This window comes from Streptosporangium sp. NPDC049376, assembly GCF_044466505.1.
GTDB lineage: Bacteria > Actinomycetota > Actinomycetes > Streptosporangiales > Streptosporangiaceae > Streptosporangium.
In genome coordinates this window covers 229,328-242,512 of sequence record NZ_JBITMT010000010.1, presented here as the reverse complement: position 1 = coordinate 242,512, position 13,185 = coordinate 229,328, and the positions used below count along the sequence as shown (strand labels likewise).

11 protein-coding genes are annotated in these 13,185 nt (G+C 68.4%); 9 read left to right on the top strand and 2 right to left on the bottom strand.

Annotated elements, in window-relative coordinates; translation table 11 throughout:
* Positions 1–23: 23 nt before the first annotated feature.
* Positions 24–989 (bottom strand): LysR family transcriptional regulator, encoded by a 966-nt coding sequence (locus ACIBVQ_RS25185; protein ID WP_399180348.1) that lies wholly within the window; start codon positions 987–989, stop codon positions 24–26.
* A 253-nt stretch (positions 990–1,242) separates the two neighbouring features.
* On the opposite strand from ACIBVQ_RS25185, the gene ACIBVQ_RS25180 reads away from it, so the two are divergent.
* The 3 genes from ACIBVQ_RS25180 to ACIBVQ_RS25170 all read left to right on the top strand — a co-directional run bounded on the left by ACIBVQ_RS25180 (position 1,243) and on the right by ACIBVQ_RS25170 (position 3,310).
* On the top strand, positions 1,243–1,698 hold the full coding sequence (locus ACIBVQ_RS25180) for a hypothetical protein (protein ID WP_399180346.1): 456 nt from the start codon (positions 1,243–1,245) through the stop codon (positions 1,696–1,698).
* Between the two features lie 103 nt (positions 1,699–1,801).
* Positions 1,802–1,957, top strand: coding sequence for a hypothetical protein (locus ACIBVQ_RS25175; protein WP_399180344.1), 156 nt, complete (start codon positions 1,802–1,804; stop codon positions 1,955–1,957).
* Between the two features lie 780 nt (positions 1,958–2,737).
* Entirely contained in the window at positions 2,738–3,310 is a 573-nt protein-coding gene (locus ACIBVQ_RS25170) for a hypothetical protein (protein ID WP_399180342.1), read from the top strand.
* On the opposite strand, the gene ACIBVQ_RS25165 is transcribed toward ACIBVQ_RS25170, so the two are convergent.
* On the bottom strand, positions 3,311–4,510 hold the full coding sequence (locus ACIBVQ_RS25165; RefSeq protein WP_352014503.1) for a cytochrome P450: 1,200 nt from the start codon (positions 4,508–4,510) through the stop codon (positions 3,311–3,313). It abuts the gene before it with no gap.
* A gap of 184 nt (positions 4,511–4,694) precedes the next feature.
* Here ACIBVQ_RS25165 and ACIBVQ_RS25160 point away from each other — a divergent pair, with 184 nt between their 5' ends.
* The 6 genes from ACIBVQ_RS25160 to ACIBVQ_RS25135 all read left to right on the top strand — a co-directional run bounded on the left by ACIBVQ_RS25160 (position 4,695) and on the right by ACIBVQ_RS25135 (position 13,096).
* Positions 4,695–5,435, top strand: coding sequence for a helix-turn-helix domain-containing protein (locus ACIBVQ_RS25160; protein WP_399180340.1), 741 nt, complete (start codon positions 4,695–4,697; stop codon positions 5,433–5,435).
* Between the two features lie 131 nt (positions 5,436–5,566).
* Positions 5,567–6,304 carry a GNAT family N-acetyltransferase gene (locus ACIBVQ_RS25155; RefSeq protein ID WP_399180338.1) on the top strand — a complete coding sequence of 246 codons (738 nt, stop codon included), beginning with the start codon at positions 5,567–5,569 and terminating at the stop codon, positions 6,302–6,304.
* The gene (locus ACIBVQ_RS25150; protein ID WP_399180336.1) at positions 6,301–7,611 is read left to right on the top strand and encodes a M20/M25/M40 family metallo-hydrolase; all 1,311 of its coding nucleotides are present in this window, start codon (positions 6,301–6,303) and stop codon (positions 7,609–7,611) included. The genes ACIBVQ_RS25155 and ACIBVQ_RS25150 overlap by 4 nt, the downstream gene beginning before the upstream one ends.
* A gap of 262 nt (positions 7,612–7,873) precedes the next feature.
* Positions 7,874–9,142, top strand: coding sequence for a DUF559 domain-containing protein (locus ACIBVQ_RS25145; RefSeq protein WP_399180334.1), 1,269 nt, complete (start codon positions 7,874–7,876; stop codon positions 9,140–9,142).
* A gap of 4 nt (positions 9,143–9,146) precedes the next feature.
* Positions 9,147–9,812 (top strand): hypothetical protein, encoded by a 666-nt coding sequence (locus ACIBVQ_RS25140; protein WP_399180332.1) that lies wholly within the window; start codon positions 9,147–9,149, stop codon positions 9,810–9,812.
* Positions 9,809–13,096 carry an ATP-binding protein gene (locus ACIBVQ_RS25135; protein ID WP_399180330.1) on the top strand — a complete coding sequence of 1,096 codons (3,288 nt, stop codon included), beginning with the start codon at positions 9,809–9,811 and terminating at the stop codon, positions 13,094–13,096. The genes ACIBVQ_RS25140 and ACIBVQ_RS25135 overlap by 4 nt, the downstream gene beginning before the upstream one ends.
* Positions 13,097–13,185 lie beyond the last annotated feature (89 nt).

Genomic DNA, 13,185 nt, shown 5'->3' with positions numbered 1-13,185 from the left:
GATTCGTGCTCGGCAGAGGTCGTTCATCCTGAGGTTTCGCTGAGGGGGTCGAGCCCGTCCGGCGGTCCGCTCCGCAGATCCGGGTAACCGGGGACGAACGCCCCGGCCTCCCGGAGTTCACGGACGATCTGGACGAAGGCCAGGACGGCGGGATCGGTGGTGCCCCGCCGCCATACGATGCGCTGGTCGGCGAGCGGGCTCGGTTCGGTGAAGGGCCGGTACACCACGCCGGCGAACGGCCGGGCCGCGGCGGAGGCCGCGACCGTGATCCCGATCGCCGCGTCGGCGAGGACCAGTGGCAGCAGCCGGTCCAGGCTGGAGATCTCCCGGTGGATCGTCACCACGGTGCCGTGGTCGCGCAGGTGGCCGATGATGTGGTCGTACAGCCAGGGGCTGAGGTTCCGCTCGTGCACGATGATCGGCCGGTGGGAGAGCCGTACGGGGTCGATGGCGGTCTCGGCGGCGAGGGGATGGGTGGCGGCCAGGGCCAGGACGAACGGTTCGCGGACCACCAGCAGCGAGTCCAGCCCCGGCCGGGCTTCGGTGTTCCAGCAGAAGCCGATGTCCAGGCGGCGGTCCTCCAGCGCGGCGAGCTGGTCGGCGGTGGTCATCGGGCACGGCGCCGGCCGTACCTCGGGCAGACGCGCGCGTAGCGCGGGGATGACGAGCTGGAACAGGCGCAGGCCGAGGTCCGCGGCGTGACCGATGCGAAGTTCGTCGGCCGGGCCGGCGGCGGCGCGACGTCCGGCGTCGAGCGCGTGGCGGGCGGCGGCCACCGTCCGGCGGGCCTCGGGCAGGAACGCCTCACCCACCACGGTCACGGTGACCCGGCGGCTGGTGCGGACGAACAGCGGGGCACCGATCTCCTTTTCCAGCCGGCGAATCTGCTCGCTGATCGATTGCTGGGTGACGTGCATCCGGGCGGCGGCCTTTCCGAAGTGCAGTGCCTCGGCGACCGCGATGGCGTATTCAAGCTGGCGGAGCTCCACGCCTTCATGATTTCAGCGCGTTGACAGGCGTGAACAGGATCGACAGGCACGGCCTGTCAGACATACGTCGATCAGTCGTTGATCTCCGCTCCGTCCTGGGATGACATGTAGACCAATCAGGCCGATGCGCTTCGTGCCACCCGATCGAAATCGTGATCGACCCGCGCCCGGAAAGAACCGCCGAGTTGAGGTTTCGGATTTCTCCTCCGGGCCGTCAGGGCTGTTCCGCAATGCCCCCCGATTGGAGAAATTCATGAACCGACTCCGCACATTCACCATGGTGGCCGGGGCGATCGTCGCCGCCCTGGTGAGCGTCACCCCGAGTGGGACGGCGAGCGCCGCCCCGTCATCCTCCGGGCTCGTCCAATCCGGGAGCGGGGTCCAGGTGTCGGAGGTCTACCCCGGGTGCGAGGTGTTCTTCGAGGATCCCCACGTGGTGGACGGCAAGGTGCGTTTCAACGGCGGCGCGCGATGCTCCGAATCCGCTCCGGCCACCGTTGACTGGCTGCTCGTCTGGCTCTCCCCGCAGAACGACGCGCCCTACGACGAAGCGGTCGGCGAGGGAAACGGCCCCGAGAAGTCCCACTCCGCGAGCAGCACCGTGCCATGCGTCGACGGCACCTACCAGGGCACCGTCTTCGCCTCCGTGTTCGGGAACAAGGGCGTCGACCAGATGTGGGTGGACCGTGAGGTGACCGTCGACTGCTGACCGTTCGCCTTCCTCCGCTCCCGGATTACGGAAACCCGCAAATACCGCTGGTGTTTCTACGCGTGCCCTTTTGGGAGAGCGTTGTGAAACATCGTTCACCCCCTTGCTCAGCCTCGTCGCGGTCGCGGTCTCCGTCGTGCTGGTTTTCACCGGCATCGCCGTACCCGCGCAGGCCCTGTCCACGTGTGAAGGCGCGAACCGCGCCGCCGCCCGACTGGCGGCCGTTAAGGGAGGGGCGATACGCCTGATGTGCGGGTGAGGCTCCCGCGCACCTCGCCGCGCTGGCGGCGAACGCCGACGACGTGGTGATGAGCTTCGAAGTCCCGCAGGTCGACCGCGGCCCCCTCCAGGCCGAGGTGGACAAGATCCACAGGGCGCAGGAGGCGGGCCGGTCGCCCCTGAGTGCTCCCTCGCCTCCAGGGAGTACCAGGGGGTCCCATGGCCGGCCGTTCGCCGGAGGGAACCCGTGTCGGCTGATGATCGCAGGGTCTGTCGGTCGGGACGGGAACGGCGGCGTTGGCCTCCAGGAAGATGGCCAGGTCTCACCGGCCGCCGACGAAGGCGGTGCGGCGCCGGGTGCCGGTGGACACGGTGTCCGATGTCGCTTGACGCGTCGCGTGGCGGTCAGCCCGCCGCCTCGCGCGTACCGCATGAGCGGGGGGTACCACCGGAACCGGACATCACGAGTTAAAGATCAGTGGGTCTGGACGGTCACCGTGTGGAGAAATTTGAAATCCGTTTGGTTCTCGGACCCGTGGCGGATTCCGGTGAATCGGCATGGCCGAAACGGGATGCGGTCGCGTTCATGTGCTGTTTGCTTTTCACCGGATTCGACGCGGTCGTCGGGGCTACTTCCCTGCTCGGGGGTGTGCGGTGCCCCGCGCTCGTATACTTTTCACAGTCGGCGGGCCGGTCGGTTGGTTCATTGTGATGGACGCGGATTCCGCGGTGGCAGATGATTTCTTTCATGACTGATGTTTCCCCGGGCCGGTCTGATGCTGTGGTCTTACGTCCTCAGCGGCCGGGATGGCTGGTCGCCATGGCCGCGTCGATCCCGTTGCTGCTCATCGGGCTGGTGTTCCTGCTGCTACGGATGGTCAACGGTTCGTACGGCAGTGAGGGCCTCGGGCTGCTCGCCCTGCCCGCGTTCGTGATCCTGTTGGGCGTGCCCGCCGTCTGGGGCATCGTGTATCTGCTGCGGCGCGGGCGGACGATGCGCCTGATCGTTGACGGCGACACGCTGCGGTACGTGGGATGGAACGGGAAAGGGTGGCAGCTCTCCCGCTCCACGATCACCAACGTGCACTACGTCAATGTCATGAACCCGATGGCCACGAAACCGACACCCTGGATCATCATCAGCACGAACGCCGACGACGTCGCGCGGGTGCTGTGGCAGAGCGACTGGCCCGACGGGCTGCTTCGGGTCTGGAAGCAGAACGGCGTCGTCGTGAACCGCGACGACCTGTCGTTCCGCGAGGTGATCAGCCGTTACCCGCGCCTGGAGCTGCCCTGGTGGCACCGGCGGCCCGTTCTCGCGGGCCTGCTGTACGCGGTGGTCTTCATCGTGTACGTGTTCCTGGTGGTCATGCCCTTCGTGTTCATGTCGTGATCACACGTCCCAGGTGACCGGCAGGCTCGTGACCCCGTGGATGTCGGCGGCCTCCGGGCGCAGGCCGACCTCCTCGGCCGGTACGGCCAGGCGGAGCGTGGGGAAGCGGTTGACGAGCGCGGGGAAGGCGACGCGCATCTCGACGCGGGCGAGCTGCTGACCCAGGCACTGGTGGATGCCGTGACCGAAGGCCAGGTGGCCGCCGTCGTCGCGGCGCAGGTCGAGCAGGTGGGGGTCGGCGAAGCGCTGGGGGTCGCGGTTGGCGGCGTGGTAGGCCAGGATGATCATGGTTCCGGCCGTGATGGTGTGGCCGCCGACCTCCACGTCCTCAAGGGCGACCCGGTAGAACTGCTTGGCGACCGACAGGTAGCGCAGGAGTTCCTCGACGGCCCGGTCGGTGAGGGCGGGGTCGGCGCGCAGCGCGGCCAGCTGCGCGGGGTTGCGCAGTAGCGCGAAGGTGCCCAGAGCCAGCATGTTGGCGGTGGTGTCGAGTCCGGCGGCCAGTAGGAGGAAGCCGATCCCCCGGAGCTCCTCGTCGGTGAAGTCGCCGTCGACGAGGTCGCTGAGCACGTCGTCGGTGGGGTCGGCGCGCTTGGCGGTCACCAGTTCGGCGAGATAGTGCTGGACCGAGGTGTAGGCGGTGAGCATCTCGTCGTCGCCGACCTGCCCGCTGATGAGCGACTCGACCTGCGACTGGAAGGACCCCCGGTCCTCGTACGGCACGCCGAGGAGTTCGCAGATCATCATGGCGGGGATGGGCTTGGCGAACGCGGTCACCAGGTCCGTCGGAGGACCGGCCTTCTCCATGGCGTCCAGGTGGTCGGCGGTGATCTGTTCGACGCGCTCGGTGAGCTGCCGCATCCGCCGTACGGTGAACTTGCCGACGAGCGGCTTGCGGTAGCGGCCGTGCAGGGGCTCGTCCATGAGAAGGAACTCGCCCGGTGCCGCCGGAGGGGTCTCGACGTCGCCGTAGTCGATCAGCGGGTGGTGGCGCATGAGTTCCCTGCGGGAGCTGAAGCGCGGGTCGGCCAGGATGGATCTGACCAGGTCGTAGCCGGTGACCAGCCAGCCCTGGTGCCCGTCGGCGAAGGTCAGACGGCTGATGGGGCTCTGCGCGCGGGCCTCGGTCAGCTCCTTGGGCGGGTCGAACGGACAGCCGGACTGACGCGCGGTCGGCAGTGCTGTGACGGTGTGTTCCATTGCCATTCCTCACCTCGCGATAGTACGTGTTCGATACATCTTGAAAGCTACGTTGCATCAGGAATGGCTGTCAATCATTCGAAATGCATTTGCCCAGGTAAATCGCGATAAATTGGTGCAATGACGCTGGGGTCGAATGCAATCGATCGTTGCAATGAATGGAGGCGAAGGCAATACTGACGGCATGCCAGGCGGACGGTTGACCCAGCAGGAACGCAGGCGCATCGCCACCGGACTCACCGACGGCCTCTCCTACGCCGAGATCGCCCGGCGGCTCGACCGGCCGACCTCGACGATCAGCCGGGAGATCGCCCGCAACGGCGGCCCCGGCGACTACCGGCCCCAGGAGGCGCACCTGGCGACGGTCCAGCGGGCGCGGCGCGGCACCCCGGCGCCCCCGCGCGCGACCGGGTCGCCGGGTGACGCCAGGGAGGAGGAGATCATCGAGATGGCGGTCAGGACGGGGCTGCCGAGGATGATGGCGCGCGTGCACCTCGACCTGATGATGTCCGAGGAGGGCAGGCGCACCGCCGCCGAACTGACCCGCAGGCTGAAGATCAGCCCGGCCTCCGTCTCCGTGGCCGTGAACTACCTGCTCCAGCACGGGTTCATCCGGCGCGAGCGCGATCCGCGGCGGCGTCGTGACGTCTACGTGGTCGACGACGACAGCTGGTACCACTCGATCGTGATCAGCGCGGGCCAGACACTTGAGGCGGGACGGGCCGCGATGGCGGCGGCGGAGGCGGTCGGTTTCGACGGGCCCGTCGGACGGCGGCTGGTCAGGGGAGGGGCGCTCCTGGAGCGGATCGGCCTGGACATCCTGAGGTCGGTCGAGCGCTGGCACGTGTACGCCGACCGGCCGGAAAATCCCTCGCGCGAACCCCGGGCCCGGCGGCCGGTCGTGTTCCGCTGGCCTCGGGAGTAGTTCGGCCGGTCCCTGGAGCGGTTCGCCGGTCCTGGAGCGGTTCCGCCGGCCTCGGGAGTAGGGGAATAACGCCGGACGGGAGACAATTAACCCTTCTATTCAAGTAGGAATAAAGGGTTATGGAGGGCCGGATGTCGAACGCGCCTTCGGGGTGGGACGCGGCCGGTGAGCCGCATCCCCTGGACGCCCCCGCCAGGTCGTCCCTGAACGGACCGCACGCCCACTTCGCCGAACGGCGCGGCAACGTGCTGCGCTACCCGGCCGACGTCGCCACGTTCACCGCGCTCCCCGAGGAGCCCGACGCCACCGACTGGGAGGACATCGCCACGCTGGTCGGCCCCGGTGAGGTGGTCCCCCTCAACGGGGTACGAACCCCACCACCCGACGGGTGGGAGGTCGTGATGCGGCTGGCCGGTGTCCAGCTGGTCGACGACGGGGTGCGCGCCGCGCCGTACGAGGAGGCGGTCCGCCTGGAGAGGAAGGACGTGCCGGAGATGCTCGAACTCGTCGAACGGACCAGGCCGGGGCCGTTCCTGCCCCGGACCATCGAGATGGGAACCTACCTCGGCGTCCGCAGGAACGGCGCGCTGGTCGCGATGGCGGGCGAACGGCTGCACCCACCGGGCTGGACGGAGATCAGCGCCGTCTGCACCGACGAGGCCTTCCGGGGGCAGGGGCTGGCGACCCGGCTCGTGCTCGCCGTGGCCCACGGCATCCGCGGCCGGGGCGAGACGCCGTTCATGCACGCCGCGGCGAGCAACACGAACGCGATCCGCCTCTACGAGTCGCTCGGGTTCAGGTTCCGCCGTACGACGACGTTCCTCGCCGTGCGCGTCCCCGGCCATATCCCCGTCGTCCCCGTCGCATGAGCGTCGAGGCGGCCGTCGCCGAGGTCGTGACCCTGGCCAGTGAACTCATCGCGATCGACACCACCAACACCGGCGACCCCACGGCGCCGGGCACCGAACGGGCGGCGGCCGAGTACGTCGCGGCCAAACTGTCCGAGGTCGGTTACGAGACCACCTACGTCGAGTCCGGCGCCCGGGGCAGGGGGAACGTCATCGCCAGGCTGCCGGGGGCCGACCCGGCGCGGGGCGCGCTGCTGATCCACGGCCACCTCGACGTCGTGCCCGCAGACCCGGCCGAATGGTCGGTGCACCCGTTCTCCGGGGAGGTGCGCGACGGCTACGTGTGGGGACGCGGCGCGGTCGACATGAAGGACATGGTGGCCATGACGCTGGCCGTCGCGCGCTCCTTCAAACGCGACGGCGTCGTCCCGCCCCGGGACCTGATCTTCGCCTTCCTCGCCGACGAGGAGGCCGGCGGCTTCTACGGCGCCCGCTGGCTGGTCGACAACCGCCCCGAGCTGTTCGAGGGCGCGACCGAGGCGATCAGCGAGGTCGGCGGCTTCTCGGTCACCCTCGCCGACGACGTGCGCGCCTACCTCGTCGAGACGGCGGAGAAGGGCGTCATGTGGCTGCGGCTGACAGCCAGGGGTACGGCGGGGCACGGGTCGATGCTGCACAGGGACAACGCGGTGGCGAAACTGGCCGCCGCGATCACCCGCCTCGAACAGCACCGCTTCCCGCTCGTGCTCACCGACCCGGTGCGTGAGCTGCTCACCGGCGTCGCCGAGGTGACCGGCGTCCCCTTCGACCCCGACGACCCCGAGGCCGCCGTCGCCCGCCTCGGGAACCTGTCCAGGATGATCGGCGCGACCCTCAGGGACACCGCGAACGTCACGATGTTCGAGGCCGGATACAAGGCCAACGTCGTCCCCTCGGTGGCCAGGGCGACCGTGGACGGCCGGATGCTCCCCGGGCGGGAGAAGGCCTTCGAGGCCGAACTCGCCGAGGTCCTCGGCCCGGACATCATCCGCGAGTGGGACAGCCTGCCCCCGGTGCGGACCACCTTCGACGGGGCGCTCGTCGAGGCGATGGCCACGGCCGTCACGGCGGAGGATCCGGGCGCCCGCCTCCTGCCCTACATGCTGTCGGCGGGCACGGACGCCAAGTCCTTCCAGCGACTCGGCGTGCGGCACTTCGGTTTCTCACCGCTGAAACTGCCGCCCGATCTCGACTTCACCGCGCTGTTCCACGGGGTGGACGAACGCGTACCGGTCGATGCCCTGGAGTTCGGCACCAGGGTTCTCGACCGTTTCCTGCGCGCGTGCTGAACGCCGTACCGGACTCGTCGCCCCGAGTCCGGTACGGTCCCAACTAGCGCCTTAAGGGCATTTCTCGGGAAATCTATACACGGGTCCAGGCATTCCCCTATGGTCTTTTCCCTGGATCTTTCGCTCGTGCGGGTTGACGTACCACCAGGCCCGTTTCCCCGGGGCGTCCACCGTTTTCCCGGAGAACGACCACGACAGGCGGGAGATCCGGAAAAGACCCGGTCTCCATCGGGCTGAAACTCCGCGGCCCGGAGGAAACGACATGGTGCGATCGTGGAACGAGCCACCGGCGCGGCGGGTCGTCTGGATTCGCCGGGCTGATCCCACGGCCGCCACGAAGGTCACCTCGGCCCCGTCGTCCTCGGCCGATTTCACGACCACCACGGCGTCCGCGATGTTTCCCCACACCATGGGCGGCGGCCCGGCCGTACGGGAGACGGTCGCCGAGGTGCTCGACGCGCTGGAGAAGGCCGTCACCGGTCTCTACCCCGCCTGGCTCCCCGAGGCCGCGGACATCACCGGGCCGGGCGGGCTCGCGCTGCCCGCCGTACGCGAACTGGCCAGACGGAAGGTCCGGGGCCGTCGCGACCTCGCCGCCTTCCTGGCCGACCTCGCCGCGCGCTCCCTGGCGGGCGGGAGCCTTCGCCTTCCCCACCGGCCCGTCCCGCCGGAGACGCGGGCCGAGGGCCTGGCCATGGCGTTCGCCGCGAGCTTCGGCCGCCCGCACACCGTGGTCCTGGCCACGATCCCCGAGGGACTCTCGCCCGCCCGGGAGGAGACGCTGGTGGCGGCGGCCGAATGGCTCACCCACCGCGGCCACCTGGGCGTCTGCCTCACCGGAGCCGCCCTGACCACGGTCGACCGAGTCCCGGTGCTGTCGTCTCTCCAGGAGTACGGCCCCGCCTCACCAGGGACGAGTTCCCCGGCGGCCGGTTCTTCGGCTTCTCCGCTGGCCGGTTCCTCCATGAACGGTTCTACGGCCTTTACCGCGCGCGGTTCCTCGTCTCCTGAGGCTTCATCGATGGGCGGTCCTCCGGCCTCTTCGGTTTCTTCGGTGGCAGGTCCCTTGATGGGAAGGCCTTCGGCTTCTTCGGCTGTGGAGTCCTCGGCGGTCGGTTCTCCGGGCTCGCCGGTGGCTGGTTCCTCGGCGTCCTCGGTGGCGGGGTCTTCGGCCGTGGCGGGGCGTCCGCATCCGGGGAGTTCCGTCGAGGCGGCCCTGGAGCGGGCGCTCAGTGCGCACGCCTGGGCGGCGGGGCGCGCCTGGAACCAGACCTACCAGCCGCATCCGCTGGTCAACCCCATCAAGGTCGATCTGATCTGGCAGGCCGAACGCTGCGTCGTCGAACTCGACGGCCGGGAACACCGCAGTGCCGAAGGCCTCGCCAAGGACCATCTGCGCGACGAACGCCTCATTGAGGACGGTTACGCGGTCATCCGTTTTACCAATGAGCGCGTCTTGACCGATATGCCGTCCGTACTCCGAGAACTGAAGCGCTTTCTCCACACCCACCGCGCCACGCACGAAGGATAGAGATATGTCTGATTCGGGTCTTTCGTTCTCTGAAGTGTCTTTTTTGGTGATTTTGATGGTGGAGGCGAAGGAAGTCTCCAACTCCTACCTCGGCGAGCAGTACAGCGTGACTCTTACTGGAGATGCACGTAGGAAGCTGAACGACCTCAAGCTTGTCGAGAGCCGGAAGCAGGGCCGTTCCTTTAGCCACGTTCTGACCGATGACGGTTGGGCCAGGGTTGCCAAGGAGTTCGAGAACGGTATACCCATGCCTCGGGGTGTGGCTGGGGCGATGAACCTTGCTTTGGTATCTCTGACCCGCAGGCTTCTGGCACGAACAGGGTTGCAACTCAATGAACTCCCCCTCTCGGAGGAGACTCCAACGGCCCCCGAGGTCGAAACCACTGAGTTGGTAGAGGCCGAGAGCGGAGACATCACCGCACGCATCCGCTCCGCCTACGCGAAGTTAGTGGAGAAGCCTGGTGACTGGGTCAACCTGGTACGACTGCGCCCGTTGCTCGGAGATGCCACGCGGGAGGAGGTGGACATCGCACTCAAGGGGATGATTCACATTCCTGAGGTGAGCATCGTGCCAGAGAGCAACAGGAAAACCCTCACTCCGGAGGCCAGGGCGGCTGCGGTGATCATCGGGGAGCAGGAGAAGCACCTCATCGCGATCGAGGCGTTGTGAGCAGCCGGGAGCTCGAAGTTCTCCAGAGGCTGAGGGGTAACTACGTCGAAGGGCCGGATGACGTGTGGAGCCCGGCGGCTTTCCACGTCGAGGGTCTGAACCGGACCGTGGAGCGCGCCATCCTCAGCGGCCTCGACGATGTGGTGACCGGAGGCGCGACCAATCCCATCGGCCTGGTTCTGCGCGGGCAGCGGGGTACTGGTAAGACCCGTCTGCTCGGTTGGATTCGGGAACGGCTCCAACAGGACGGTGGTTACTTCTTCCTGATCGAGCTGCTGGACGCGAAGGCCTTCTGGGAGAGCGCCCTTTCCGCCATCCTCGATGGACTGTCCCGAAACGGTGCTGAGGGGGAGAGCCAGCTCAAGATCTTGCTACGGCGGTTGTCCGAACTCACCGACATGCCTCGTGGAGTACACCGTGAGGTGATCGGGAACCGCGCGGTGACGCGGGAAAGCCTCGACGCCTTCGTGAACGGGGTGCGCACACTCAACCCCCACGTCGGCAAGGACACCAAGGACACTCTTCGTGCCCTCGTGCTGTACGCGGGAGCCGACTACGACGCCCAGGATGTCGGCGATGGATTCCTGCGCGCGTTGAAGGAAGAGGAATTCGACGGGAGCGGGCGCACTGCCTGGGGCATCCGGCAATTCCCCAAGACACCGCAGGAGATGGTCAAGGACATCTCCCGCCTGCTCGCACTGACCGGACCGTCCGTCATCGCCGTCGACCAGATCGACGGGCTCGTCACTCGCTCCTCGCTCGCCACCGATGATAAGGCGACACATGACTGGCATGACCTGATCACGATCGACCAGGTGGCCGGTGGTCTGATGGCGTTGCGCGAGGCCACCCGCAGAACCCTGACAACCGTCTCCTGCCTGCAGCAGACCTGGACCCTCATCGAGAAATACGCCGTTGACACCGCACGCGACCGGTTCAACGTGATGCCCAACCTCAAGCCCCTGCCCAGTGCCGAGGCCGCCCAGAAGTTGGTGGAGAAGCGGTTCGCCTCCAGGTTCGCGGAGATCGGCTTCTTGCCGCCGTATCCGACCTGGCCGATCCGGCCAACCGTCTTCGAGGGCGCCAGCGAGTACACCCCCCGGCAACTTCTGACGAAGATCGACGCCCACATCAATGCCTGCCTGGCAGATCAGCAGGTAAGGGAGCTTGAGCGTCTCGACCAGGCCACTGACCGTAAGCCCATGATCATCCAGCCTTCCGCCTTCGCCGAGCTCGATGCCCGGTTCGCCGATCTCAAGAAGCTGACGCCCACGGACGACGCCCTGAACGCCACCGTTGAGGACGCCGTCATGCCCGCCCTGCTCGCGGCCGGGCTTTCGGCCTGGATCGACGGACTCGGTGAGGCCGGGGCCCAGTTCAGTGTGGACCCGCCGCCCAGCAGCAAGCCCCCGCTCCACGCGCGACTGCGGCGCACCCTGGACGAGGAGACCGAGGACGAGGAGCACTGGGCGTTCCGGGCCATCGCCGCCACGCACCACATCGCCGCCCTCAGCCGCCTGCGCGCCGCCTCCGTCACGGCCGGGTTGAACGCCGAGGTCTCCCGCAGGCGGCTGTTCGTGCTGCGCAACGTGGCCTGGACGCAGGGTCCCAAGACGATCGCCGCCGTCGCCGAGTTCGAGAAGGCGGGCGGCCGGGTGCTCACGGTCGACGAGGAGGACCTCAGGGTCCTGGCCGTGCTGCGGCAGCTGTACGCGGACAACCCGCCGAACCTGCGGGCCTGGCTGGCCGTACGGCGTCCGGCACGGGACGTGAAACTGCTCCGCGAGGCCCTGGGGGACACCCTCCCCGAGGGAGAGCCCGAGCATTCGGGCGGCACGCTCCCCGAGACCGGAACCGGGCGTTCGAACGGCGTCGCGGAGCCGTTCCCCAGGACCGAGCCGGAGCCCGCACCGATCCCCACCCCCACACCCACCGGCGCCGTGACCCCCGAACCCGTCAGGCCCGTGTCCCCTCAGCCCGTGTCCCCCAACCTCGCGCCCGTCAGGCCCGTGGACTCCCGGTCCGTGACCCCACAGATCGCGGAGCAACCGCCGTACGTGCCATTGGGCAACACCGTCATCGGCGGCCGGCCCGTCTCGGTCGAGCTTGAGGCGCTCAGGAAGCACACCGTGATCTTCGCCGGGTCGGGGTCGGGGAAGACCGTCCTCATCCGCAGGCTGGTCGAGGAGTGCGCGCTCCGAGGGGTCTCCGCGATCGTGCTCGACCCCAACAACGACCTCGCGCGACTCGGTGACGGCTGGCCGGAACCGCCGCAGGGCTGGGGGCCGGGTGACGCGGAGAAGGCGGCCGAGTACCTCGCGGCCACCGACGTCGTCGTCTGGACGCCACGGCGGAAGGCGGGACGGCCGTTGAGCTTCCAGCCGCTGCCGGACTTCGCGAGCGTCGCGGCCGATCCGGACGAGTTCGGTGTCGCCGTGGACGCCGCCGTGGCCTCGCTCGCGCCGCGCGCCAAGCTCACCACCAGGACGGCGAAGACCGAGGTCGGGCTGGCCGTGCTCAGGGAGGCCCTCGTGCACTACGGGCGCGGGGGCGGAGTGGGCATGTCCGGCTTCGTCGACCTGCTCGCGGAGCTGCCGTACGGCGTGAGCGAACTCGCCAACGCCGGGAAGGTCGCGGCCGAGCTGGCGCAGACGTTGATGGCGGCCATGGTCAACGACCCGTTGTTCGCCGGGGAGGGGACGCCGGTCGATCCCGGCGTGCTGCTCACCCCGCCCCCGGGGAAGCGGGCGCGGATCTCGGTGATCAGCTTCGTCGGCCTGCCGTCGGACGAACAGCGGCAGAGCTTCGTGAACCAGCTGCAGATGGCGCTGTTCGCCTGGATCAGGAGGAATCCGGCCGGTGACCGTCCGCTCGGCGGTCTGTTCGTGATGGACGAGGCGCAGACCTTCGCGCCCTCGGGCGGGACGACCGCCTGCACGCGGAGCACGCTGGCGTTGGCCACCCAGGCCCGCAAGTACGGCCTCGGCCTGGTGTTCGCCACCCAGGCGCCCAAGGGGCTGCACAACTGGATTCCGGGCAACGCCGCGACCCAGTTCTACGGCCTGCTGAACTCCCCGGCCCAGATCGAGGCGGCCAAGGAGATGGCCAGGTCGAAGGGCGGCGCGGTCACCGACGTCTCCCGGCTGACGACGGGCCAGTTCTACCTGGCGGCCGAGGGAACCGCCTTCGCCAAAACCCTGGTCCCCCTCTGCCTGTCCCACCACCCCAAGGCCCCCCTGACCGCCGAAGAGGTGATAACCAGGGCCAACCCCACCCAGCCCTGAACACCCTCGGCGACCACACGAGGTGGCCTCGGGACGGCCGGTTGACTTATCGTTTTTCGATAACTTATCGTCCTGGTTATCGAAAAACG

Bases quoted from the DNA above. Each gene is read 5' to 3' on its own strand.
- ACIBVQ_RS25140 (WP_399180332.1), top strand. From the start codon at position 9,147: ATGTCTGATTCGGGTCTTTCGTTCTCTGAAGTGTCTTTTTTGGTGATT.
- ACIBVQ_RS25150 (WP_399180336.1), top strand. From the start codon at position 6,301: ATGAGCGTCGAGGCGGCCGTCGCCGAGGTCGTGACCCTGGCCAGTGAA.
- ACIBVQ_RS25160 (WP_399180340.1), top strand. From the start codon at position 4,695: ATGCCAGGCGGACGGTTGACCCAGCAGGAACGCAGGCGCATCGCCACC.
- ACIBVQ_RS25170 (WP_399180342.1), top strand. From the start codon at position 2,738: ATGGCCGCGTCGATCCCGTTGCTGCTCATCGGGCTGGTGTTCCTGCTG.
- ACIBVQ_RS25165 (WP_352014503.1), bottom strand. From the start codon at position 4,510: ATGGAACACACCGTCACAGCACTGCCGACCGCGCGTCAGTCCGGCTGT.
- ACIBVQ_RS25155 (WP_399180338.1), top strand. From the start codon at position 5,567: ATGTCGAACGCGCCTTCGGGGTGGGACGCGGCCGGTGAGCCGCATCCC.
- ACIBVQ_RS25180 (WP_399180346.1), top strand. From the start codon at position 1,243: ATGAACCGACTCCGCACATTCACCATGGTGGCCGGGGCGATCGTCGCC.
- ACIBVQ_RS25145 (WP_399180334.1), top strand. From the start codon at position 7,874: ATGGTGCGATCGTGGAACGAGCCACCGGCGCGGCGGGTCGTCTGGATT.